The organism is Pseudomonas sp. DW-iso17 (assembly GCF_058725345.1).
Genome location: NZ_JBZXEA010000004.1, coordinates 23643 through 48004, shown reverse-complemented (window position 1 = coordinate 48004; position 24362 = coordinate 23643). Strand labels below are relative to the sequence as shown.

Below are 24362 nucleotides of genomic sequence, written 5' to 3'. Positions count from 1 at the left end.
CAACACAGAGCGAGATTATTTATGCCGACTACTCCACACAGCTTCCACCTTTCACCCCAGGGCAAACTGCGCTGGGCCATCGCCAGCCTGTTCCTGCTGCCGCAACTCGCGCTCGCCGCAGGCTTGACCGTCGTCGAAGGCCCTGGCGGCACGCCGCAACTGCAAAACCAGGGCGGTGTACCCATCGTCAACATCGTCGCGCCGAACGCCGGTGGCCTGTCCCATAACCAGTTTTTGGACTACAACGTCGACCGCCAGGGCCTGGTGTTGAACAACGCCTTGCAGGCTGGCCAGTCCCAACTCGCCGGGCAGTTGGCAGCCAACCCGCAGTTCCAGGGCCAGGCGGCGAGCGTGATCCTCAATGAAGTGATCAGCCGCAACGCCTCGACCCTCAATGGCGCCCAGGAGATTTTTGGCCAGGCAGCCGATTACGTGCTGGCCAACCCTAACGGCATTTCGGTGAATGGCGGCAGTTTCATCAACACGCCCAATGCCAACCTGGTGGTCGGCCGCCCTGAACTCAACGACGGCAAGCTGCAAGCCTTGAGCACCCGCGATGCCAACGGCCAACTGACAGTGCAAGGCCAGGGCCTGCACAACCGCGAGGGCTCTATCAACCTGATCGCGCCGCGCATCGACAGCGAAGGTCGCCTCAGCGCCCGCGATCAATTGAACCTCACGGTGGGCCGTAATCAGGTCGATTTCGCCAGCGGGCAAGTGCGCCAAGTCGACCCGGCCAGCAAGACCCAGGACCAACGCATCGACGCACGCCTGTTCGGCGCCATGCAGGCCGGGCGCATCAACATCATCAGCACCGCCGAGGGCGCCGGTGTGCGTGTGGGCGGTGTGCAGGTGCAAGGCACTGACGGGGTGAAGATCAGTTCGGCCGGCGACCTCGACATCAGCGGCCATGTGCATGCCGACAGCCTCGACGCCACCCGCGCTGGCGTGCACAGCCGCCAGGGCGATGTCGATTTGCACAGTGCCAAGGACTTGAACCTGGCCGCCACCGACGTCAGCGGGCGCAACGTCAAACTCGACGCCAGCCGCAACCTGACCCTCAGCAGCCTGGAAAGCCGCAAGCTCCAGGAAAAGCGTGAGCAGTGGAACAACAGCAACTTCTTGTTCACCTACGAAACCTACGACCGCACCACCACCGACAAAGACTCGCGCCAGCACGGCAACAAGGTCGTGGCGCAACAGGACGCGGCGCTGTCTTCCGGCGCCAACACCGAGATCAAAGCCAGCCATGTGGAAGCGGGCAACACTCTGCGCGTCGACAGCGGCGCAGACCTTCAGGTGAACGCCGCCACCGAAACCCATGAAAGCCGCGACCAGGGCAACCATCGCAAACACCTGTGGAAAGCCAACTGGGATAAATCCAGCAGCGAACAACGCAGCATCACCAGCAGCCTCAAGGCCGGAAAGACACTGGAGCTGACCAGCCAACAGAAGCTGCAAGTGCAAGGCGCCGAGCTGAAAACCCCCGGCGATATTCAACTGGCCGCCCGGCACGTGGAAATCACCAGCGCCAGCCGTACCCAGAGCAGCCGCGACAACGCCTACTCCGGCGACCTCACCGGTGGCAGCTTCTTCGGCAAGCAAGGCGACGGTGACCAGGGCAAGACGTCGAACACCGGCAGCAAAGTCAACGCCGACGGCAAGCTGATCGTCAAGGCCGACGACGTGCGCATCAGCGGTAGCCAGGCCCGTGGCGGCAAGCAGGCCAATGTCATCAGCGACAAAGGTTCGCTGGTGATCGACGGCGTCCAGGACAGCTCCCACGACAACCGCTACAACAATGACAGCAAATTCTTCGGCCTCTCCAAGGATGAAAGCCGCAAGAACCTCAAGGACAGCACCGTGGTTGCCAGCGACCTGCGCTCGGACAGCAACCTCAAGCTGCAAAGTGCCAAGGACATCACCGTCAGTGGCTCCCAGGTATCCGCCGCGGGTGAACTGCAAGCGGATGCCAAGGGCGATATCAAGGTCGTTGCCGCCGAGAACACAACCCACGACACCACTCGCACCCATAGCCGTGGCTTCGATGGCTACGCCAAGGAAACCGAGGGCGTCAGCCGCCAGTACCGTGCGGGGTTGAGCTATGAAGACCAGCAGCAAACCCGCAAGACCGACACCACCCAGCAGCAGGGTTCCAGCCTCAAGGGCGGCAGTGTCGTAGTAAAGGCCGGTGGCGATGTGAGCATCCAGGGTTCGGACCTCAAGGCAACCGCAGGCGATGCCACCCTGAGCGGCAACAACGTCGAGCTGTTGGCCGCCCACGACAAGCGCACCGAAGCCGTCGACACCACCACCACCGGCGGCAGTTTCTATTACACCGGCGGCATTGATCGGGCAGGCAGTGGCGCTCAGTTCAGCCACCAAAGCAGCCAAGACACCACTGAAAAAACCACCGCGCAAACCAGCACCGTGGCCGCGACCGGCAAGCTGACCATCAACGCTGGCAACACCTTCACCAGCGAGGGTGCACAGGCCAAGGCCGGCGCCGAACTGCAGGTCAACGCGGGTCAGATCGACAACCAGGCTGCCCATTCCACCGAGACCAGCACCCACAAGGAAAACGGCTGGACCGCCGATGTTGGCGCCAATGTGGAATACAAAGGCATTACCCGCCCGATCGAAAAAGCCGTCGAGGGCGTGGCCCAGGCCAAGTTCCATCAGCCCGGTTTGCTGGACGCGTTCGAGCAACCCAATGTCGGCCTGGATGTGGAAGTCGGGCACACGAACAAAACCGGCACAACGCAAGACAGCACCGCCGTGGTCAGCCAGTTCAGTGGCGCCGCGGTGCAGGTCAATGCAGCCGGCACGTTGCAGGACGAGGGCACCCAGTACCGCGCCACCGAGGGCGGGCTGAACATCAAGGCCGGCGAGCACCTGGCCACGGCAGCGGCCAACACCCACAGCAGCAGCGAGCAAAGCGTGGACGCCAAGGCTGGCGTGCGGGTCTATACCACCACCGGCGAAGACGTGAATGTGCGCGGCAGCGGCCTGGGCGGCAGCAGCGATGTGCGCGAATCCACCAGCACGGCGGTGCTCGGCAGCTATGTGGCCAGCCAAGGCGTGAGCATCGAGGCCAAGGGCGATGCCCGTTATGAAGGCAGCCAGTTCGACGGCGGCCAGGCCGGGGTTAACCTCAAGACCGGCGGTGAGCTGGCGCTCAACCAGGCCACCAACACCCAGAGCAAAAACAGCAGCACGCTGCGCGGCAACGGCTCACTGACGGTGGGCACCGCGCCCGGTGCGAATGGCAGCAACATCAACCTCGGTGCCGGCGTGCAGTTGGATAACAAGCGCCTGGACATCCAGAACAGCCAGGCACAGGTCGCGACCATTCAAGGCAGCGGCCCCGTTCAGTTCAGCAGCGGCGCAGACATGACCCTGCAAGGCACGCAGATCGGCAGCACGGGCGCAAAGGCTGGCGATATCAGCCTCAATGCCGGCGGCAAGCTGGACCTGCAAGCCGCCACCGACAGCCACGTCAGCAACGGCAGCAACCTGGGCGGCGGTCTGACCCTCGGTGCCGGCAAGACCAGCAGCGCCGAAAGCAGCAGCAAGACCGGCAGCCTCAGCGCCAATTTCAATATTGGTAAAGTGGCGGAGAACGACAAGAGCGCGGTCGTCGGGCAATTGCACAGCAGCGGCAAGGTCAGCCTCGCCAGTGGCGCTGAGGCAACCGATGCCATCCACTTGCAGGGCACTCAGGTCAGCGCAGCCAGCGTTAGCCTGGATGCGCAAAACGGCGGCATCCTGCAAGAGTCCGCACAATCGACCCAGGCCCATAACAGCTGGGGCGTGACCCTGGGCGCAGGCGCCAGCATCGGCAAAACCACCTTGGCCGACGCCGGTGAACATGAGACACCCAAGACCCAGCGCGGCATCAATGCGCGGGCCAAGGTCGATGTGGATCACTTGCAAGGCACCACGCAGCACAACAGCGTGATCACGGCGGGTGACGTCACCCTAAACAGTGGCGGCGATACCCATCTGGCCGGAGCGCGTATCGACGCCGACAAGGTGCACGGCACGGTGGGCGGCGACCTCGTCGTCGAAAGCCGCAAGGACCACGTCAACAGCACCCAGGTGAATGTTGACGCCAGGCTGGATGTCGAGAAGAACCAGCCGGGGGTGGTGGATAAGCTGGCCAAAACCAGCGGCCCCCTGAAGGACAAGGTACAAGCCAAGGCTGAAGGTGCGTTCGACAAGCATCGCGACAAGCTGGAGAACGTCGTAGACAAAGGCACCGGGCACCTGGCTTCGGCCAAGGACAGCGTGGTCAACAGCGTGGTCAATGCCAAGGAACGCCTGGGCGAAAAACTTACCCGCAGTGGCAGCTACGACGTGAACCCGCAACCCCGTGGCGCCTTCGGTACTCGCGTGGACAAGGCCAAGGCTTACCTGGCAGACAAGACCGACGCCCTGGGCACACGCCTGTCTGGCTTCAAGGATAAGGTCTGGCCAAAAACCAGCGACAGCTACACCGTCAGTGGCAAAGACACCACCGGCAGCAAGGTGGCCAACACCGCCGAAAGCGTGTTGTTCGGCGACAAGAGCGGCAACACCAGCTACACCCCGACCCTGTATCTGGATGTCAGCCATGTGGTCAAGGACAGCGTCACCCAGGCGTCAGGCATTCGCGCAGGCCACGGCGTCAACCTGCTGGTGAAGGGTGATACCCAGCTCACGGGCGCGCGGATCAGTGCGCCCAATGGCAAGGTTGAGCTGGGTGGCTCCAAGGTGACTGCAACCACACTGGCCGGCAGCGACTACCGTGCCGATGTCGGGCTGAACGTTTCGAAGTCACCGGTCAACCTGGCCCTGGGCGCCAAGGACGAACTGACGCAGAAACACGACGACGCCACGCGCAAGGACCAAGCTTTAAATCTGGGCCCGCTGCGAGCGGGTGGGCACAGTGAGAGCCAGGCCTTGCAGGCGGGGATTGATCAGGCCATCAACTAAAGGGTAAAGCCACCCCACTGTAGGAGCGAGCTTGCTCGCGAAGAACGTTAACGATGATGCTGGCATGCTTGGAGTACACGGCGCCCTCAGGTTTTTCGCGAGCAAGCTCGCTCCACAGGCACATTCTCAGCGTGCCAGCCGGCGCGCTCAGTTGTACGCTTTTTCTCGGGTCGCTGTAGGTTGGTCCTTATGATCGCGTTCTTACAAACAAAGCACACCCAGAAAGTGGAACCTTTCACAGACCTCAACCACCCAACAAAAAACTAACCTCATGCGGATATTTTCAAACAAGAGAAAATAAGCTCGACAGACGGACGCACCAGAAAATTCAGCGCTTCCCTTTGGCGTCTATAACCATAAACAGAGGTTAAACAGTGAGCCCGTTAAAAGGGTATGGCATGTTAGTGCAGTGCACACACGCCCGCCGAACGACTGCGTTTAAAGCTATATCGTTGATCTCATATAAATAAAGTGACCCAGCAATGAATATATTCTCGCCCGTGCCACAGCCACTCAGCAACTATCCCCATACAACAAATGCTGAACACCGTCGCTCCACTCGGGCAATTGACGATGCACCGCCAGTCAAAAATACACTTCCGGACGCGCCGAGCGCCTCGGAAGATAAAAAGCTGGGGCTGGGACAAAAACCGATCCCTGCGCCCGCCCCCGACCATGAGTTAGATTTCGCCAAGGGAGTCATTTATGGCTCTGTCAGCGTTTCCCCTCCCACAGCAAGTTATACGCACCAGGAACAGCTACAGAGGATTGACGCTTACGCCGACCGTGTTGTCACGCAAATCAAGAAAATAGAAGAAAGCGGTGAAGAAAACGAAAGTAATATCAGGTTCCAGAAAACTCGCCCGTTCCTGGAGCCTGCCGGTTATTTCAGCGGCGGGTTATTGGCTGCCGGGTTCGACCCGCATGAAAAAATCACTGTAACTTTCAAAAGTTACGTTGGAAAATGGAAGCCGGAAGTCGAGACCAACACCGATACACGCACCTATTTTGCATGGGAAATTGCAGCCGGTGCTCTTAAGCACGATAAACCACCGGGAGGTGGCCTGCTCAACTTCCAGACCATGGAAATCAAGCCGCAAGACCGGAGCAAGATCAACGATCTGGAAGCGCTGGGTGCGAAGCTACAAAATCATTGGCAAGATGATGTCGCCTCCACCATGAGCGACGAGACGGGCGAATTGGCGAAGCACTCGGGAAAAGCCGATGCTTATGTTGTGCTGGGAACTTTGCAAGGCCTGCGTAACGACAAAGATGCGTATAAAATGCTATCGCCTGAAGGCCGATCAGCCGTTGAACGCACGCTAGACAATAAGGGAAATGTCGTCATACCCAACATATACGGTTATCCACTGGCCGGGTATGCGTTTATTCCTTATGTCAACTATCACGGCAATTATGACACCCGCCCCAATCAAGGCCTGATGCTCGACTTGAAGAACGGCACAGTCAGCGAAATACGCGGAGACGATGATTTTGCTCGTTGGGCCAAAGACAACCGTGATGCCTTAAAAGCCAGCTTTAACGCCGAAGACAGACAAGGCGGAAAGGATGCTCATTGGCCATCAGCGAGCAGTGTGCTCGAAAATTTGATTGAGGGTAATCATGCGCACTATCCGGGACGCAAAAATCTACTCAGCGACAAACAGATTCCGGTTAGAGAGTTATTTAATTACACTCAATCGCGAAAGAAAACCTACCATTTAAAATTTGGAGATCTGAACTCTGGTATTGCCAGCAATTATAAAAAGATCAACGCCAACAATGCCGTGCGGGCCGATCAAACAGAGGTATTTGGTTCCTCGAAGCAAACGTGGAAGGAAGCCAAAGAATTATGGGGGCGCACCTTCGGCTATGTGCCCATCCTTGGAAACGCGGGCAATATTGTCTTCGGTACCCATGATTCCATTTATGGTATGACCGCCGACGATCGTGTTGGCGGCACAGCGGCTGCAGTGATATCGGGCTTGCAGCTGGCGCACGAACTCGCACCATTTGGAGCTGAGGCTGGGTTGGGCGAAGCACCCTCCGCATCGACTATCGCTGGCAGCGAACATTACGGCTGGAAATACAATGAGCAAAGCAACCGTTTTGATTTCGTGAGGAAAGTAAACGCCGCGAATGACAGCGACGTGTCCTCCGTCGCCAATACCGCACCAAGCGAACCGGATACACCACACGTCAGTGAAGGTGTCCCTCCGACAATCGAAATACCAAACAGTGAGCGCTCACTTCTGACATCCGTAGAGAACTTACCGACCGGCGAAGCGCTTTTTTCCACTGTGGATAAAAACGTAGTACTAAGTGGAGAGCTTAACGAGCTAAATTCCCTTGACGAAAAACTTTATACATTTACCGACTTCAACAAAAACGGCCGTCAAGAACGACTCAACATCCTGGTGCACGGAAGCGTCGACCCGGCTACTGGCATCTCGAAAGTTTCATACAACGGAAAACTCAATACGCCACAAGAGTTACTTCAGACACTTCATGACTCGGGCATTTACCCGGAAACGTTTGACAACGTAAGACTACTGTCATGTGACTCTGCAAGTGGTGGAGATGCGTCCTTCGCGGCGGAGTTTCAGAAGCTCATAGGGCGCCCTGTCAAGGGCTATAGCGGCACCCTCACCGCCAACCTAGTACCGGAAGATATAAATGCTGCGATTGTAAAAGTAGAAAATATCTATCTGGACACCCTGAAAAAAAATCAGAACACTCCACTGACTGACGCTGATAAGGCATTGGCCAGATCCGAAGCGGAAAAATACGTCTCTCGAGAAATGGCAAAAAACAGAAACTTCAAACCGGCAAAGAAAAACCCCCATTGGAATCCGTTTAAATGGTGGGCTTTTACTTATAAACCCGAGACCTTTCCAAAACCATAAACGGTGGGCACTGTCGGGGAAGGCCCACCCCACTGTAGGAGCGAGCTTGCTCGCGAAAGACGTTAACGATGACGCTGGCATGTTGAGAGTACGCGGCGCCCTCAGGTTTTTCGCGAGCAAGCTCGCTCCTACCTAGGCACATTCTCAGCGCGCCACCCTGCGCGTCATGTCAGTTGAAGAGTGCCTGTACGTTCTTCATCGCGTCATCGGCAAAGCCTTGCAGGAAGGCTTCGAACGCCGGTACGTCTTCCTTGCCGCCCGTGTAGGGCTGACCAATGATGGTCCAGGTCGCCAGGCTCTGGTTCGGGCCTTGTGGCACCACCTCCATCAGCGCCCACAGGTTGCCGATGTTCAGCGAGGTGTAGATCAGTGACCAGGTCATGGTCATGGCTTGGTCGTCATGGCTGTTGAGTTGCTCGATCACCACATTGCCGTCCTTGAACAGCTTTTTGCGTACCGAACGCACGCCCTCGCCCGTCATATCGATATGAGACAAGGCCGGAATAAACTTCGCGAAACCGGCGAAATCTCCGACCACACTCCACACACTGCGAGCTTCGGCATTCACGCTGACGCTGGCGACGACAGGGTTGCCCACCGGGTTACGGACCAGGGTATCGGGTTGTTGCATGAGAGAGCTCCTTTTTTCCGAAGGGCGGATAGTGGGCGCCTACCAAATGCAGTGGGCTGTACAAGTTCAACACCTGCTTGGCGTGGTTATCCGCTCTTGGCTGACTGCCGTAATGCCAAGGCTGCTACCCCGCACACGATCAACGCAATACAGGACACATAAAACGCATCGCTGTAGGCCATCAGGTACGCCTCACGACGCACGGTGTGGATCAAGCCCTCAAGGACCTGCTGTTGAGCGGGTAATAGCTGGTTGAAGATAAAAGCCTCGCTGTCAGCCATGCTGGCGCGCAGGCGCTCCTGAAAGGACGGGGAAAACAGCGTGATCGACTCCCCTACCCGCTCAGAGTGAAAGCGCTCGCGCATGGCCACGATCTGCGTCAGGCCCGCGGTACCCACGGCACCACCCAGGTTGCGCAGCATGGAGAACAAGGCCGAGGCGGAGCCGGCTTCATCTTTGGCCAGGCCAGACACCGCGAGCACGGAAAGCGCCACCATGATCAGCGGCTGCCCGATGCCCCGTACCACGGTGGACGGAATAATCACGTTGGCGGCGCTGTCCACGTCCAGGTGCGCGCCGAGGTAGCACCCCAGGGCCATAATGAAAAAGCCACTGGCGACCATCAGTTTCGGGTTGAGCCACTTCATCAGGCGCGGCATGAACGGCGCCAGTACCAGCTGCACCATGCCGTAGGCGATCAGGCTGATGCCAATCTCCCGGGCGTTGTAGCCCTGCAGTTGGGACAGGTAATTGGGCACCAGGAACACCAGGCCGAAAGTCGCCCCGCCAAAGATGAACATCGCTGCGCTGGCCACGCCGAAGTTGTAGCTCTTGAGCAGGCGCAGGTTGATGAAGGAGCGACTGCCATACAACTGCGACAGCACGAAGTACACCAGGGCCACGCCGGCCACCAGTGACATCCACACAATGAAATCGGAGCCAAACCAGTCCTTGCGGCCACCTTCTTCCAGCACAATCTGCAAGCCACCCAGGCCGACGATCATGGCGATGATCCCGCCCCAATCGCCGCGTTTGAGCAGGCTCAACTGCATGGGCTTGGCATCGATCGACCATGCCACCGCCAACAACAAGAGAATGCCGGGGGCCAGTTGCAGGTAAAAGATCCAGCGCCAGGAATAGGCATCGGTCAGCCAGCCACCAATGGACGGCCCGGCGGCCTGGGCGACGCTGTTGGACAGCGCGAACAAGGCCATGCCCATCGCGATCTTGCTGGGCGGCAGTTCAGTGATGATCAGCTGGAATGACAAGGGAATCAGCACTGCGCCGGCGGCGCCCTGGATCACCCGAATGATGATCATCACTTGCAGGTTGGGCGCCCAGGAGCAGGCAATGGACGCCACCAAAAACACAAACGAGCCCACGAGCATCACACGCCGCAGAGAGAACACCTGCACCAACCAGGCGGTCAGCGGGATCATGACGATTTCCGCGACCAGGTAGGCGGTGGAAATCCACGAGCCTTCTTCGAACGTCGCCCCCAGGGAGCCTTCGATCTCCGGCAGCGCGGCGCTGGTCACGTGCACGTTCATGCCGGCCATGAAACAACCGAACAGCCCACCGATCACGGCCACCCAGGCGCGAAAGGAGACGCTCTTTTCAGCCGCTTCAGTCATGTGCAGCGCCCTGCTTATCTGGGCGGGTGTCCACCGTGGTGATGACCGACATGCCCGGCAGGATAGGTCCGCCTTCGTCATGCTCATCAATGACGATTTTCACTGGAAAGCGTTGCACGATCTTGGTGAAGTTGCCGGTGGCGTTATCCGACGGCAACAGTGCGAACACCGCCCCAGAGCCTGGCGAGAAGCTCACCACATGGCCTTTGAGCTTGCGTCCCGAATAACTGTCGACGCTGATATCCACCGGTTGGCCGGCACGCATATCGCGCAATTGGGTTTCTTTGTAGTTGGCCACGACGTAAGCCTGCTGCAAGGGCACCACCGCCAGCAGCGGCAACCCTGGCGCGACGTATTGGCGGGTACGCACTTTGCGCTGCCCCACCACGCCGTCAATGGGTGAGCGGATCAAGGTGTCTTCCAGGGCATGCGTCGCCAGGTTCAACTGCGCCTCAGCCTGGCTGCGCCGGGCTATCTGTTGCTGGAGCGAGGCCTGGGCCCATTGACGGCGGGTGACGGCCACGGTCAAGCGGGTTTCCTGCTGGCGTTGCATGGCCTTGGCCATTTCCACTGCGGCACTGGCCTGGGTGTAACTGGCAGCGGCCGTTTCCAAGCGCTGGGCGCTGGCGGCGTGTTCGCGCACCAAGCCTTCATAGCGGCGCTGGTCCAGGCTTGCGCGGCGCAATTCGGCGGCCACGCTGCGGGCGTGGGCCTCGGCCTGGGCAACGCCGGCCTTTTGCTGGGCGATCAGGCTGTCAGTGACTTTCAAGTTGGCCTCTTGCGCCGCCACCGAGGCCTGGGTCTCGGCCAGTTCTGCGCGGGCTTGTGCCAAACGGGCCTGGTAGTCACGGTCCTCGATGCGCACCAGCACATCCCCCGCCTTGACCGGCTGATCGTCCTCTACCATCACCTCGGCCACGTAGCCTGAGACCTTCGGGCTGATGGGAATCCAGTCGGCCCGCACATACGCATCATCGGTCTGCTCCAGGTAGCGGCCGACGGTCATCCAATACACGCCGAACACCACCGCCGCGATCAACAGCGCGGCGCCGCCCAGCAGGATCAGGTTCCTTTTTCGCCGTTGCTTACGCGCATGCATGAGTTGCTCGAGCACATTCTCCTGCTCGTCCTGGACTGCAGTTTTTTCATCAACGGCGATATTCATGGCTGGGTACCGGAAGAAGGGATGGACGCATGGGTGGGCGCAGCGGCCGGGGTTTCGACGGCGCCGGACTGCCAACCGCCGCCAAGGGCACGGAACAGGCCGATCTGGCGTTGCAGTAACTGGCCATCGGCGTCGGCGCGCGTGGCCTGCAAGCGGATCAGTTCTCGCTCACTGTCCAGCACGTCGAGAAAGTCGATAGAACCTGCGTCATAGTTGAATTGGGCCAACTTGTAGGCTTGGCGGCTGCTGTCCAGCGCCCGGCTCAAGGCCGCGTGGCGTTGCCGCTCGCCGTCGTACAACGCCAGGGCCTGGCGCACCTCCTTGAGGGCCTTGAGGACGCTGGCCTCGAACTGTGCGACCTCCACCTGCTCGAGTGCCCGTGCCTGCTTGACTCGCGCGCGGTTGGCCTGCCAATTAGGGAACTGCCAGGTAATCAGCGGGCCGATGCCGAACATCACCGCACGGTTGTCCCCCAGCTCATGGGGTTTGTTGGTCGAGGAGGACACTGAAGCACCGAACGTCACCTTGGGGTACAGGTCGGCCTGGACGATATCCACTTGCAGCGCGGCCGCCTGCAACGCGCGCTCGGCCTGCCGGACGTCAGGACGGCGCGCCAATAATTGCCAACCATCGCCCACCGGTAACTCGGCATTGAGTTGTGGCACCACTTCACACGTTGCGGCGCCAGAGCCTTGTTCAAGATCAGCGACGCCCGTCAGCATGGCCAATTCGTAGAGCGCGGCTTGTCGACGCGCCTCCAGCATCGGCAGCAGCGCCTGGGTTTCGCCTTGCAGGGCTTGCATGCGGCTGTATTCAAGGTCTGTCACCACACCGGCCTGGCGCTGGCGATCGGTCAACGCCAGGCTATGCGCGACCACGTCCAACGAATGGCGCTGGACCTTGGCACGCGCGCCCAGGGCGCAGGCGTTCACATAGGCGCGAGTGGTTTGCGCCACGACTGTGATGCGCAGCAAGTCTTCGGCATCCTGCGCCGCTGCGGTTTGCACGTGGGCACGTTCAATGGTGCGCTGAACCTGGCCCCACACATCCACTTGATAAGCCAGCTCGAAGCCTGGGTTGAATGCCCACTCTGACGGCGCATGGCTATCGGTGGCCTTGGCCAGCGTCTGGTCATCGGCCGTCTTTCCGTAAGCGGCACCCAGTGACGCCTGGGTGGACGGCCAGCGCTCGGCATCGGCCTGCTGGATCCCGGCCAGCATCGCCTGCACATGGGCCTGGGCCGCCGCCAGGTCGCGGTTGTGCAGCAGGGCCTTTTGCACCAGCGCGTCGAGTTGCGGATCGTTGTACAACTGCCACCAGCGCTCAGGTAACGCTTGGGCCGAGACACCTTGGGGCAGGTGACTCAGGGCATTGATGCGTTCCGGATGTGGCTGTGCCGGTGTATGGGCGATCCAGGACGAACACCCTGCCAACAACGCCACCGCCACGCCGAGCAGCGAGAGACGGCCATGCCGTGGGAAAAAAGAAGGCGAACCCATCGAAGAAATCCAGAAAGCCAAGTAGAGACGCAGGGTAAAAGCGCAACGGGGTACGCATCTCCCGAGTTCTGGACAACCATCGTTTCGATTGGGACAAGGTGGGGCGGCGCTTCCGAATCGCGCGTCGAACTCGTTCAGAAATGTGGGAGCGGGCTTGCCCGCGAAGGGGGTGTGTCAGTCGATGCATCTGTTACTGCACTAAAGCTTTCGCAGGCAAGCCAGCTCCCACATTGGATCTTCATCGCTCCCTCGCCAAAGTGCCAGTCACGGCTACTGCTGTGAATTCAGACCAGGCGACAGTGACTCGGGGTGTATCCCAGGGTGCGCTTGAACATCGCGGTAAATGCACTCGGGCTTTGGTAACCGTGCTCCAAAGCCACCTCCAAAATGGAGGCGCCACTGGCCAGCCGCTGCATGCTGAGCAGCAACCGCGTGCGCTTGCGCCACTCGCCGTAACTCATGCCCAACTCTTTCTGGAACAGCCGAGCCAGGGTGCGTGAACTCATATTGAGCTGCACCGCCCAACTCTCCAGTTTCGACTCCTGAGAAGGGCTGTCGATAAAGTCCGCACACAGTGACTTGAGCCTCGGCTCGTCCGGTATCGGCACGTGAGCCAGCACCCTTTGCGCACGGTCAAGTTCCGAGAAAATCAGCTCCACAATCTGCACATGACGCAACGACGCCGCCTGGCTGTCAGGCTCATCGCCCGCAGCCACAATCAGCTCGCGCAACAAGGGTGAAACCCTGATGACCTCGCATTCCTCCGTCAAACGACGGTGCGCTCCCGGCGAGATCAACAAAGTGCGCATGCGCACTTCGCCGGTCATGCGGATCTGATGCTCCAAACCTGAAGGCACCCACAGCGCATGCCCGGAAGGTACCACCCAGGTGGTCTCCTCCACCGACACAAGCATCACACCGTTGATGGCGTAGACCAGTTGGCCTTCGTCATGTCGATGCGAGGCCACGATGTCACCGTGGCCATAATTACCGGCAAGTGCCGCCAATGCGGTATGCGCGTTCATCTCAGGACGGCACCGCAGCATTCACCAGGCTGAGCAAGCCCAGGCGCGATGCACGATTGACCGCACTGGTGACCGCTTTGAGGGAAGCGAGAAGGCTACTGCCATCACGAGCGGCGCCGAACAGCAACTGGTTGCCCACGCGAATTTCCACATAGGCCAACGCCTCAGCCTGGGCACCGTCACGGGTGGCATGTTCGTGGTAATCGGCGATATCAAAATGAATGCCACGTTGGGCAAACGCATCGACCAGCGCCGCAAGCGGGCCGTTGCCCTCGCCACTCAAGTCGATGCGCTGTGTGCCTTGTTCAAGGGTGGCCTCCAGGTAAGTCACATCGCCCTCGCTCACCAGTTTGGGGGCTCGTAACGCGTAAGGCTTGCCCTGCTCCAGGTAATGCCGGGTGAAGCAGGCAAGGATCATCTCGCCACTGATTTCCTGGCCGGAGCCATCCGCTTCCTGTTGTACCAGGCTGCTGAACTCCATCTGCAAGCGACGCGGCATCACAATGCCGTGCTGCTCCAACAGATAGGCCACGCCCCCCTTGCCCGACTGGCTGTTTACGCGAATTACCGCTTCATAGCTACGGCCCATATCGGCAGGATCGATAGGCAGGTACGGTACTTCCCACATGCCCTGTGGATTGGCCTGGCGCGCCGCAAAGCCTTTCTTGATCGCGTCCTGGTGCGAGCCGGAGAATGCGGTAAACACCAACTCACCGGCGTAAGGGTGACGAGGATGGGTCGGCAACTGATTGCAGAATTCCACCTCACGCTGGACGTGCAGGATGTCGGAGAAATCCAACTGCGGATCGATGCCGCTGGTGTAGAGGTTCATCGCCAACGTGAGGATATCTACGTTGCCAGTGCGCTCACCGTTACCGAACAACGTGCCCTCGACACGCTCGGCACCAGCCAGGCACGCCTGCTCCGCGGTGGAGACCCCAGTGCCCCGATCATTGTGCGGATGCACGCTGATGACCACACTGTCCCGGCGACTGAAGTGCCGGCAGAACCATTCGATCTGGTCGGCGAAGACATTGGCGGTAGACACCTCCACAGTGGTAGGCAGATTCAGGATCATCTTGTTACTCGGGGTCGGGCCGAACGTATCTGTCACCGCTTCACACACCTGCAGTGCAAAATCCAGCTCGGTGAAGCAAAAGGTTTCCGGGGAATACTGGAACGTCCACTGCGTATCGGGGTTTGCGTCCATGTGCTGCTTGATCTCCCGAGTTGCCTGGGTAGCAATCTCGATGCAGCCCGCCTTGTCCACATTGAAGACAACGTCCCGGAACACCGGGGCCGTTGCGTTGTAAACATGCACGATGGCGCGAGGCACGCCCTTCAACGCCTCAAACGTGCGCTCGATGAGGTGGCTGCGCGCCTGGGTCATGACCTGAATCGTCACATCATCAGGAATCGCACCGCTTTCAATCAGCTCACGGACATAGTCAAAGTCGGTCTGCGAAGCGGCAGGAAAGCCCACCTCGATCTGCTTGAAACCGACCTTCACCAGCAAATCGAAGAAACGCCGCTTGCGCTCGGCATTCATCGGCTCGATCAACGCCTGGTTGCCATCGCGCATATCCACACTGCACCAGGTAGGAGCGGCAACCTGGACAGTACTGGGCCATGTGCGATCCGGCAGGTTGACCGTGGTGAAGTGGCGATATTTGCGGGAAGGGTCCTTGAGCATCATGGCGTTTCTCCTTTTTCAGCAGTTTGTTTGTGTCAGACACACCGTCGGCGATGCCGACTGATTGGATCCAATACTAAACGAACATAGTTTGATACAAATTGCGTTGTTGAGTTTGTGGAATAAGAAAAACCAAAAAAAACCCAAGCAGACTGAAAAAACCAAAAAAAATTGCGCAAAGGCATGAAAGTCAACAATCGAAGACTTAAAAGCACGAGTTACCGGCAAGGAGCCAGGGAAAACATTTCTGCCGGCAAAAAAAAACCGAGAGCCTTACTGGTGTGAGGCTCTCGGGATTTCTAAACACACGTGATTTGATACCTGTGGGTTACGCACAGGACGGGACAGGTCACCGTGAATCAAGGTCGGTCCTTTTTATTTTTCTTTATTCATATCAGCCGATTAGCTGAGCCCTTTTCTATAGTTCGCTCTTTCAAAGTACTGACAGGACTTTTTTTTTGGACGAGAGCGGAAATCTGAGCAAGGGACGGCTCACCGTCCAGTCGGTGATGCCAAATAACAGGCAAAAAAAAACCCGGAAATCCTCACTTGCGTGGGCCTTCCGGATTTTCTAAACCGCCAAAAATGGTGGGTCGTGTGGGATTCGAACCTACGACCAATTGGTTAAAAGCCAACTGCTCTACCAACTGAGCTAACGACCCGCTGTGTGGTGGCGCGTATAATACTGATTTCTAAGGATTATTCAACACCTTATTTGAAATAAATCAGAAAAAACGCATTTGAACGGTAATTCGGTGGGTAGAACGCCTCTCGCAGCCGCCTGATCAGCGCCCTGGCTCGTCGTTCCACAGGTACTTGTGCAGCTGCAATTGCAGGCGCACCGGCAGGTTGTCCGCCACTACCCAGTCGGCCAGCTCCCGGGCGTTCAGGTCGTGATGGCTGGGCGAGAACAGCACCTCGCCCGCACGACGCTCCAGGCCATACTGGATCAGCTTGGAAGTCGCCCAGTCATAGTCGTCGCGGGAACAGATGACGAACTTGACCTGATCGTTGGCCGTCAGCAAGTCGATGTTCTCGTAGCGGTTGCGGTGGGCTTCCTTGGAGTCCGGGGTCTTGAGGTCGACCACTCGGCTGACACGCGGGTCGACCGCAGAGATGTCCAGGGCGCCGCTGGTTTCCAGTGAGACCTCGTAACCCGCGTCACACAGCCGCTTGAGCAATGGGATGGCATTGGGTTGCGCCAATGGCTCACCGCCCGTCACGCAGACGTAGCGCGGCCGGTAGCCGGCAACCTGTTCCAGGATGTCGTCGAGGGTGCGCACGGTACCGCCGCTGAAGGCGTAGGCGCTGTCGCAGTATTGGCAGCGCAATGGGCAGCCGGTGAGCCGTACGAATACGGTGGGCAGGCCAGCAGTGCGCGTTTCACCCTGCAACGAGTAAAAGACTTCGGTAATACGTAATGTGTCTTGCATAGTCGCCACGGGCGTAACAGCTAAACAGGCTGTCCGCCTCCGTCAGGCACTTCAAGGGATTGCGCCAACGCGTCAACCCCAGGAAGCGTGTTTCATAAAAGGGCGTGGATTCTAACGAAAAAACCCGCGACAAGCGCGGGTTTCTTCTGAACGGGCTGCATTGCTTACAAGCGTTGCAGGTCCCGCTGGGCCAACTGCGCCGCGGAGGTACCCGGATACTGGGCAACCACCTGCTGCAGAATGCCTTTGACCTTGTCGGTATGACCCAGGCGGCGTTCTACGTCAGCGAGTTTGTACAGCGAATCCGGCACCTTGGCGTGCTTGGGGTACAGCTGGCTGACCTTGGCAAAAGCCTGGCCCGCGCCCTGCAAATCACCCTTTGCCAGGTTGACCTCACCCAACCAGTACTGGGCATTGCCCGCGTACTGGCTGTTGGGGTACTTGCGCAGGAAAGCGGTGAAGGCCTGACTGGCCTTATCGAAATCCTTGGCCTTGATCAGGTCGAAGGCTGCATCGTAATACAGTTTTTCCTTCGCCGGATCACCCGGTTCACTGCTGGCGGCAGGGGCAGCCGCGGCGGCCCCTGATGCTGCGCCACCGGCAGCGGCGCTTGGCGCGCCACCGGCAGCAGAATTATCAGGAGTAGCGGCAGGTGCAACACCGGCTCCAATACGACGATCAAGATCCTGGTAACGCTCCAGGCCTTCTTGCTTGAGCTGGTTCACCTGGTTCTGCAGCACTTCAATGGCGCCTTGTTGCTGGGCCAATTGATCCTGCATGCGTTGCAGCTGGTTGAACAGCTCGCCCTGTGCCGAGGGAGCGGACGTAGCCGCTCCCCCCGCATAGGCGCCGTTCGTGCCATAACCTGCTGGCGGATAACTGCTCCCGCTATTGTTATAGCCTGAGTTGCTATCCGTTACAGGAACCGCAGCCCACACCGCAAGCGGTGCGAAGCTGAGAGCCAATACAGTCAGAGCACGACGGCACGTTCGCATGACGAATTACTTACGCAGTTCGACGCGACGGTTCTGAGCCCACGACTGTTCGTCGTTGCCAGTTGCAACTGGACGCTCTTTACCGTAGGAAACCAGTTCCAGTTGGCCTGGAGCAACACCTTGCAGTACCAGGTAGCGCTGAACGGCTTTCGCACGACGCTCGCCCAGTGCCATGTTGTACTCACGAGTACCACGGGCGTCAGTGTTACCTTCCAGAACAACGCGAGCGCCGTTAGCTTTCAGGTCCTTGGCGTGAACGTCCAGAGCGCGCATGGCTTCTGGCTTCAGGTCCGAACTGTCGTATTCGAAGTAGAAAGTGGTGATTGCGCGCAGAGCAGCTTCTTCGCTCAGGGAGCCGTCGACCGCACCAGTGTTGGCGCCGTAACCAGCGTTTGGATCAACAGCTGCGCCTTCACCGGCATTGTCGCCGCCTTTAGAGGAGCAACCAACGGCTACGGACAGAGCCAGAGCCAGAGCAGCAAACTTACCAAACTTCAGCATTTCCATCGTGAAACTCCTAATGAACCCCAGTGTGTTAAGTACTTCTTTTTGTAGCGCCGCGTCAGTTCAGGTAAGGGGACCAGGATGGTTCTCTGACTTCGCCTTGTGCGGTAGGAAGTGGGAGCCTTACGCGTCCATTGATGGACACGAGCATCAAGACTCCCCGGCCCTGCTGGCGGGTGGCGTAGATTACCATGGTGCCGTTGGGCGCAACAGTGGCTGACTCATCAAGGTTGGTATCTGTAAGGATTTTTACGGTTCCGCGCTGCAAATCCTGGGCCGCAACCCGGAAATTAGTGAAACCATCCTGACGGTGAATCATCACCAACGTCTTTTCATCGGCCGAAAGCTTGGGGTTGGCGTTGTAGTTACCAATAAAGGTCACACGTTCCGCACCGCCGCCGTTCACATTTGCCTTGTAGACCTGAGGCTTGCCGCCACGGTCGGAGGTGAAGTAGATGGTCGAACCATCCTTACCCCAGAACGGTTCGGTGTTGATGCCCGGGCCGCTGGTCACACGCGAGAGTTGACGCGAGGCCATGTTCATCACGTAGATATCCGGGTTACCGTCCTTGGACAGCACGAAAGCCAGGCGCGAACCATCCGGCGACCAGGCCGGCGCACCGTTGAGGCCTTCGAAGTTGGTGATCTGCTCACGACGGCCAGTATCGATGTGCTGCACAAAGATGCGCGGACGACGCTGTTCGAACGATACGTAGGCAATACGCTTGCCATCCGGCGCGAAGCGCGGCGACAGGATTGGCTCACGGGACTGCAGCAAGGTCACGGCACGAGCACCGTCGTAGTCCGAGCGCTGCAGGGTGTAGCGGGTATTGTCTACAGAGAAACGCTCAGCGGTGACGTACAACAGGCGCGTCGAGAACGCCCCCTTGATACCGGTGAGTTTTTCAAACGACTGGTCCGAGATGTAGTGGGCCATGTCGCGCAGTTGCTCGGCGGTACCCGATACGCTGCCGGTCAACACCTGCTGCTCGGTGGCCACGTTGAACAACGTGTACTGGATCTGCAGGCGACCGCCGGCCGGCGTGATGCTGCCGACCATCAGGTACTGGGCACCGACGGCCTTCCAGTCACGGAAGATGACTTCGCTGGCCTGGGTTGGCTGGCTGATCATGTTGCCTTTTGGAATCGGCGCGTAGTAACCGGAGTTACGCAGGTCGTCGCTGACGATCTGGGCCATGTCGTCCGGCAGCACGCTGCCGCCCTGCCAACCGAACGGAACTACCGCAATCGGTGTGGCCCGATCACTGCCGCTGGTAACCAGGATGTTCTTTTCATCCGCCGCCGCTATCCCTGCCATACAGCAAATAACGACAAGCATTCCTCGAAGAAGGTTTCTCACAAGGCTAGATCCTCAGGTGTGAATGTCATCTTGAATGAACGATAGGGAGCGAAGTCACTTGGTTTCATTCCCTGCATCTCGGTCAACCGGCCAATATTCTTGACCGCGGCAACCGCCGAACTGTCGAACGAACCGTCACCACTGGACTTGGCCACGCTGACCGAAGTCACCGTACCGTCCGGCAACATGCCGATCTGCAGCACTACTGTCATGCCTTTACGTGCCGAAGGTGGACGTGTCCAGCCTTCCGCTGCCCGCGCCCGAATCAGGTCGTCGAAACTGCCCGCGACTTCATCACCACGCTCATCGGCCAAGGCTTGCTGACGCTGCGGCGTGTCGGAAAGCAAATCTGCCAGGGCCTGGGCCTTTTTCTCTTCGGCGGATTTGCGTGCTGCTTCCTGGGCCTTTTTCTTGGAGGCGTCGGCGGCAGCTTTCTTCTTCGCTTCGTCGGCGACTTTCTTCTTCGCCTCGTCTGCTTCAGCTTTTTTCTTGGCGTCTTCGGCGGCTTTCTTCTTCGCGTCTTCGACTATCTTTTTCTTGGCTTCTTCAGCGGCCTTTTTCTTGGCCTCTTCTTCGGCAGCCTTCTTGGCTTCTTCTTCCGATTTCTTCTTGGCTATATCAGCCAATTGTTTCTCTTCGGCCTTTTTGGCTTCGGCAGCTTTCTCGGCTTTCTTGGCTTCATCAGCCTTTTTCGCCTCGTCGGCCTTCTTGGCTTCGTCAGCCTTTTTCGATTCCTCGGCCTTTTGAGCCGCCTCTTCTTTCTTTTGTTCCGCAGCAGCCTTCACCGCTTCCTGCTCGACCTTCTTCTGTTCCATCTGCTCGACTTCAGTCTGGCGCGCAGCCGACTTCTGGGCCTCACCCGCAATCTTCTGATTGGTCTGGGTGGTGGCCTGACTTTTCGATTTCAGCTGATACAGGGTCGCCTGCACGATCGGCTTGGCTGGCGGCAGGTCCGGAGTCATGGCAAAGCTGACAAACAGCATGCCGAACACCAGGACGTGCAGGGCTATTGCCCACACGCCAGGCCAGAAGTAGCTTTCCGAGGCGGACGGCTCTCGCTGTTGCTGCATCAGGGCGCCTCGGTAATCAAGCCAACGTTACCGACGCCGGCCTTCTGCAGCCCGCCCATGGCGCCCATGACGGAGCCGTAGTCGACCGATTTGTCACCCCGGATAAACACCTGGGTGTGCTTGCCGCCTTCGTTGCCGGAGCGAATGATCTTGGTCACAGCATCGGTCATGGCCGGCAACGTCAGGGCCTTGTCCTGCTGCTTTTGCGTGTCGACTTCGCTGCCAAGGTTCCAGTAATAGGTCTTGTCAGCCTTGATCGAAATGGTCAGGACCTGAGTGTTGTTGTCCTGCGGCAAGGCTTCACTGGAAACCTTGGGCAGATCAACCTTCACGCCCTGGTTGAGCATCGGCGCGGTCACCATGAAGATCACCAGCAGCACCAGCATCACGTCGATGTAAGGCACTACGTTCATCTCGGCGACCGGCTTGCGCTTTTTGCGAGCTCGAGCGATTAAAGCCATTGGGAATTACCTGCTTATTCTTCGCTGGTGTGCACTTTACGGTGCAGGATCGCCTGGAATTCATCGGCGAAGGTGTAGTAACGGCCGATCAAGGTTTCGCTGGTTGCGGCGAAACGGTTGTAGGCGATTACTGCGGGGATAGCGGCGAACAGGCCGATCGCGGTGGCGATCAGGGCTTCGGCAATACCCGGGGCCACGGTGGCCAGTGTGGCTTGCTGCGCCTGGGCCAGGCCGCGGAAGGAGTTCATGATCCCCCACACGGTACCGAACAGGCCGATATACGGGCTGACGGAACCCACGGTGGCGAGGAACGGCAGGCCCTGCTCAAGTTTCTCTTCTTCGCGGGAGATGGCCACGCGCATGGCACGGGCCACACCTTCCATCACCGCTTCAGGATCGACACCCGGCTGCTGGCGCAGGCGCGAGAACTCCTTGAAGCCGGCACGGAAGATCTGCTCGACGCCCGAATCCGGGTCCGGGTTGCTGCCGGCCTGGCGGTACAGTTTGGACAGGTCGATACCCGACCAGAAGCGCTCTTCAAAGCTCTCCAGGGCACGTCGACCGGCGCGCAACATGTTGCTGCGCTGAAAAATCATGACCCAAGAGGTAACCGATGCGGCTACCAGTGTCAGCATGACCAGTTGAACCACGACACTGGCATTGCTGACCAGGCTCCACATGGAGGAATGGTCGACGACGGTAGGTTCCACGCTAAATCTCCTGCTTTGATTGTTGACCCGCGCCGCTCACGGCGGCAAAGGCCGCGCGTAGAGTTTCGGGAATGGCCCGAGGTTTCAAGCTGTTGGTGCGCACACACGCCACCAGGAACTGCCCCTCACAGAGCAGCGTTGCATCCGTGGCCCGCCTGACCTGCTGTTTGAAACGCAGGCTGGCACGGTTCAATTCGATGACTTCAGCGCTGACCAGCAACTCATCGTCCAGTCGCGCCGGCGCGTAATACCGCGCCTCGCTGGAATGCACGACGAATAACAGGTCCTCGCCTACAAGCTCGGACTGGGCAAAACCCAACTCCCGCAGCCGCTCGGTTCGAGCCCGTTCCATGAATTTCAGGTAATTGACGTAATAAACGATGCCGCCGGCATCGGTGTCCTCGTAATAAACGCGACAGCGATGTGCGAACGACTGATCCCCGTTTTGCGCGCGCATACTCTAGTGCTTACTCCTCAGGTTGCCAATTGGCTGGGCAACTGTTTTTTCATTCCTGAACGCTTTTGCAGTGAATCAAATGACGACGCCAGACACTGGGACAGCACAAAGCTCAGATAAATCGTCCGGCGTAAGCTTTTTAATCGTCTACCGCATCGAGGAATTCGTCTACCACGGGCATCTCTCCCAATCGTGACGGAATGTTTAGCCCAAAGTGCAGGTAAGCATGACGCGTCACGACCCTGCCCCGCGGGGTTCGCATGATGTAGCCCTGCTGAATCAGGTACGGTTCCAGCACATCCTCAATGGTATGGCGCTCTTCGCTGATGGCTGCGGCCAGGCTGTCCACGCCCACCGGGCCACCGTCGAATTTCTCGATCATGGTCAAAAGTAGGCGTCGATCCTGGTGATCAAAACCATGTTCGTCCACATCCAGCAGGTTCAAGGCAAGGTCCGCCACGGCCTTGGTGATGTGGCCCTTGGCACGCACCTCGGCAAAGTCTCGCACGCGGCGCAGCAAACGGTTGGCAATTCGTGGCGTACCGCGAGCGCGTCGAGCGATTTCAAAGGCGCCTTCCGGGTCCAGGGGCAAGCCGAGGATACTCGCCGACCGGCTGACAATGGTCGCCAGATCGGCGGTGCTATAGAACTCTAGACGTTGAACAATGCCGAAACGGTCTCGCAGCGGGTTGGTCAGCATGCCCGCACGAGTGGTCGCGCCCACCAGGGTAAAGGGCGGCAGGTCGAGCTTGATCGAACGGGCCGCCGGGCCTTCACCGATCATGATGTCAAGCTGGAAGTCTTCCATCGCCGGGTACAGCACTTCCTCGACAATCGGTGATAACCGATGGATCTCGTCGATAAACAGTACGTCATGGGGTTCAAGATTGGTCAGCAGCGCCGCCAGGTCTCCAGGACGCTCCAGCACGGGGCCGGAGGTGGACTTGATCGACACGCCCATTTCCTGGGCGATGATATTGGCCAGGGTGGTCTTGCCCAACCCGGGCGGGCCGAAGATCAAGGTGTGGTCCAGGGACTCACTGCGCCCGCGCGCGGCCTGGATAAACAACTCCATCTGTTCGCGCACGGTGGGCTGGCCGATGTATTCGGCCAGGCTCAGCGGGCGGATGGCCCGGTCCTGGACTTCTTCACGGTCACGCGGGCCGGTGGCCGCGATCAGACGATCGGCTTCAATCACTTAAATCATTCCCTTCAGGGCACGGCGAATCATGTCTTCAGCGCTCAGGTTCTTGTCCTTGATGGCCGATACGGCCTTGCTGGCTTCCTGAGGCTTGTAGCCCAGGGAGATCAGCGCATTGACCGCATCGCTTTCGGCGCTGGCGACCTGGGCCGCCGGCATATCCGGCTGGTTCGGTACCAAGGCGAACATGCTCGGTACCACCTCCCAGGCTTTGAAGCGGTCCTTGAGCTCGACCAGCAAGCGCTCGGCAGTTTTCTTGCCGACGCCCGGCACCTTGGTCAGGGCCGAGGTATCCTGGGCCGATACAGCACGCACCAACTCATCCACTTCCAGGCTCGACATCAAGGCCAGGGCCAATTTGGGCCCCACGCCATTGAGACGAATCAGCTCGCGGAAGAAATCGCGGTCGCGCTTGCCGATGAAACCATAGAGTAGTTGCGCGTCTTCGCGCACCACTAAATGCGTGTGCAAGGTTATCGGCTCGCCGACCGACGGCAGGCGATACAAGGTGGTCATGGGCACTTCCAGCTCATAACCCAACCCATTCACATCCAGAATCAGGTGCGGCGGCTGTTTCTCAGCCAGGGTGCCGCGCAAGCGTCCAATCACGGTTCAGATCCTTAAAGCTGGGGGGTCAGATC

At 58.9% G+C, this 24362-nt stretch carries 18 protein-coding genes, 1 tRNA gene and 1 pseudogene; 3 read left to right on the top strand and 17 right to left on the bottom strand.

The window, feature by feature from the left end:
- The first annotated feature begins 21 nt into the window (after positions 1-21).
- From AC4PS6_RS03760 to AC4PS6_RS03750, 3 genes and pseudogenes are all read left to right on the top strand, one after another.
- A complete protein-coding gene (locus AC4PS6_RS03760; RefSeq protein WP_336827247.1) occupies positions 22-4977 on the top strand; it encodes a hemagglutinin repeat-containing protein in 4956 nt (1651 codons plus the stop codon).
- 482 nt (positions 4978-5459) lie between these two features.
- Positions 5460-7883 (top strand): hypothetical protein, encoded by a 2424-nt coding sequence (locus AC4PS6_RS03755; RefSeq protein WP_492180695.1) that lies wholly within the window; start codon positions 5460-5462, stop codon positions 7881-7883.
- A 46-nt stretch (positions 7884-7929) separates the two neighbouring features.
- Positions 7930-8016, top strand: a pseudogene (locus tag AC4PS6_RS03750) (outer membrane lipoprotein carrier protein LolA); the annotation flags it as partial.
- Positions 8017-8052: 36 nt separating this feature from the next.
- Here the strand turns inward: AC4PS6_RS03750 and AC4PS6_RS03745 are convergent.
- The 17 genes from AC4PS6_RS03745 to ruvA form a co-directional block, all read right to left on the bottom strand.
- Entirely contained in the window at positions 8053-8514 is a 462-nt protein-coding gene (locus AC4PS6_RS03745) for an SRPBCC family protein (RefSeq protein ID WP_014719706.1), read from the bottom strand.
- 86 nt (positions 8515-8600) lie between these two features.
- Positions 8601-10148 (bottom strand): MDR family MFS transporter, encoded by a 1548-nt coding sequence (locus AC4PS6_RS03740; RefSeq protein ID WP_020303026.1) that lies wholly within the window; start codon positions 10146-10148, stop codon positions 8601-8603.
- A complete protein-coding gene (locus AC4PS6_RS03735; RefSeq protein ID WP_032902745.1) occupies positions 10141-11313 on the bottom strand; it encodes an HlyD family secretion protein in 1173 nt (390 codons plus the stop codon). The genes AC4PS6_RS03740 and AC4PS6_RS03735 overlap by 8 nt, the downstream gene beginning before the upstream one ends.
- A complete protein-coding gene (locus AC4PS6_RS03730) occupies positions 11310-12812 on the bottom strand; it encodes a TolC family protein (RefSeq protein WP_336827249.1) in 1503 nt (500 codons plus the stop codon). The genes AC4PS6_RS03735 and AC4PS6_RS03730 overlap by 4 nt, the downstream gene beginning before the upstream one ends.
- Before the next feature lie 284 nt (positions 12813-13096).
- Entirely contained in the window at positions 13097-13837 is a 741-nt protein-coding gene (locus AC4PS6_RS03725; protein ID WP_336827250.1) for an AraC family transcriptional regulator, read from the bottom strand.
- A gap of 1 nt (position 13838) precedes the next feature.
- Positions 13839-15533 carry a 2-isopropylmalate synthase gene (gene leuA, locus AC4PS6_RS03720; protein WP_032902740.1) on the bottom strand — a complete coding sequence of 565 codons (1695 nt, stop codon included), beginning with the start codon at positions 15531-15533 and terminating at the stop codon, positions 13839-13841.
- A 583-nt stretch (positions 15534-16116) separates the two neighbouring features.
- Positions 16117-16192, bottom strand: a tRNA-Lys gene (locus tag AC4PS6_RS03715).
- 123 nt (positions 16193-16315) lie between these two features.
- On the bottom strand, positions 16316-16963 hold the full coding sequence (queE, locus tag AC4PS6_RS03710) for a 7-carboxy-7-deazaguanine synthase QueE (RefSeq protein WP_020302705.1): 648 nt from the start codon (positions 16961-16963) through the stop codon (positions 16316-16318).
- A 164-nt stretch (positions 16964-17127) separates the two neighbouring features.
- Positions 17128-17958 carry a tol-pal system protein YbgF gene (gene ybgF / locus AC4PS6_RS03705; RefSeq protein ID WP_020302706.1) on the bottom strand — a complete coding sequence of 277 codons (831 nt, stop codon included), beginning with the start codon at positions 17956-17958 and terminating at the stop codon, positions 17128-17130.
- Positions 17959-17964: 6 nt separating this feature from the next.
- Positions 17965-18465 (bottom strand): peptidoglycan-associated lipoprotein Pal, encoded by a 501-nt coding sequence (gene pal, locus AC4PS6_RS03700; protein ID WP_003193861.1) that lies wholly within the window; start codon positions 18463-18465, stop codon positions 17965-17967.
- Between the two features lie 55 nt (positions 18466-18520).
- Positions 18521-19801 (bottom strand): Tol-Pal system beta propeller repeat protein TolB, encoded by a 1281-nt coding sequence (tolB, locus tag AC4PS6_RS03695; RefSeq protein ID WP_032874245.1) that lies wholly within the window; start codon positions 19799-19801, stop codon positions 18521-18523.
- Between the two features lie 17 nt (positions 19802-19818).
- Positions 19819-20892 carry a cell envelope integrity protein TolA gene (gene tolA / locus AC4PS6_RS03690; RefSeq protein ID WP_003193863.1) on the bottom strand — a complete coding sequence of 358 codons (1074 nt, stop codon included), beginning with the start codon at positions 20890-20892 and terminating at the stop codon, positions 19819-19821.
- Positions 20892-21344 (bottom strand): protein TolR, encoded by a 453-nt coding sequence (gene tolR / locus AC4PS6_RS03685; protein ID WP_161793227.1) that lies wholly within the window; start codon positions 21342-21344, stop codon positions 20892-20894. The genes tolA and tolR overlap by 1 nt, the downstream gene beginning before the upstream one ends.
- A 23-nt stretch (positions 21345-21367) precedes the next feature.
- Positions 21368-22063, bottom strand: coding sequence for a protein TolQ (gene tolQ / locus AC4PS6_RS03680; RefSeq protein WP_003193865.1), 696 nt, complete (start codon positions 22061-22063; stop codon positions 21368-21370).
- A gap of 1 nt (position 22064) precedes the next feature.
- Positions 22065-22520: a tol-pal system-associated acyl-CoA thioesterase gene (gene ybgC / locus AC4PS6_RS03675; RefSeq protein ID WP_014719714.1), complete on the bottom strand. Its 456-nt coding sequence runs from the start codon at positions 22518-22520 to the stop codon at positions 22065-22067.
- A 139-nt stretch (positions 22521-22659) separates the two neighbouring features.
- Positions 22660-23718, bottom strand: coding sequence for a Holliday junction branch migration DNA helicase RuvB (gene ruvB, locus AC4PS6_RS03670; RefSeq protein WP_003193867.1), 1059 nt, complete (start codon positions 23716-23718; stop codon positions 22660-22662).
- Complete coding sequence (ruvA, locus tag AC4PS6_RS03665; protein WP_003193868.1) at positions 23719-24330, bottom strand: Holliday junction branch migration protein RuvA; 612 nt, start codon at positions 24328-24330, stop codon at positions 23719-23721.
- Positions 24331-24362: the final 32 nt, after the last annotated feature.

Excerpts from the sequence above, each read along its gene's own strand:
- leuA (WP_032902740.1), bottom strand. The coding sequence starts at position 15,533 with ATGATGCTCAAGGACCCTTCCCGCAAATATCGCCACTTCACCACGGTC.
- AC4PS6_RS03745 (WP_014719706.1), bottom strand. The coding sequence starts at position 8,514 with ATGCAACAACCCGATACCCTGGTCCGTAACCCGGTGGGCAACCCTGTC.
- ybgF (WP_020302706.1), bottom strand. The coding sequence starts at position 17,958 with ATGCGAACGTGCCGTCGTGCTCTGACTGTATTGGCTCTCAGCTTCGCA.
- tolA (WP_003193863.1), bottom strand. The coding sequence starts at position 20,892 with ATGCAGCAACAGCGAGAGCCGTCCGCCTCGGAAAGCTACTTCTGGCCT.
- tolB (WP_032874245.1), bottom strand. The coding sequence starts at position 19,801 with ATGCTTGTCGTTATTTGCTGTATGGCAGGGATAGCGGCGGCGGATGAA.
- AC4PS6_RS03755 (WP_492180695.1), top strand. The coding sequence starts at position 5,460 with ATGAATATATTCTCGCCCGTGCCACAGCCACTCAGCAACTATCCCCAT.
- AC4PS6_RS03760 (WP_336827247.1), top strand. The coding sequence starts at position 22 with ATGCCGACTACTCCACACAGCTTCCACCTTTCACCCCAGGGCAAACTG.
- AC4PS6_RS03740 (WP_020303026.1), bottom strand. The coding sequence starts at position 10,148 with ATGACTGAAGCGGCTGAAAAGAGCGTCTCCTTTCGCGCCTGGGTGGCC.
- AC4PS6_RS03725 (WP_336827250.1), bottom strand. The coding sequence starts at position 13,837 with ATGAACGCGCATACCGCATTGGCGGCACTTGCCGGTAATTATGGCCAC.
- queE (WP_020302705.1), bottom strand. The coding sequence starts at position 16,963 with ATGCAAGACACATTACGTATTACCGAAGTCTTTTACTCGTTGCAGGGT.
- AC4PS6_RS03735 (WP_032902745.1), bottom strand. The coding sequence starts at position 11,313 with ATGAATATCGCCGTTGATGAAAAAACTGCAGTCCAGGACGAGCAGGAG.
- pal (WP_003193861.1), bottom strand. The coding sequence starts at position 18,465 with ATGGAAATGCTGAAGTTTGGTAAGTTTGCTGCTCTGGCTCTGGCTCTG.
- ybgC (WP_014719714.1), bottom strand. The coding sequence starts at position 22,520 with ATGCGCGCGCAAAACGGGGATCAGTCGTTCGCACATCGCTGTCGCGTT.
- AC4PS6_RS03730 (WP_336827249.1), bottom strand. The coding sequence starts at position 12,812 with ATGGGTTCGCCTTCTTTTTTCCCACGGCATGGCCGTCTCTCGCTGCTC.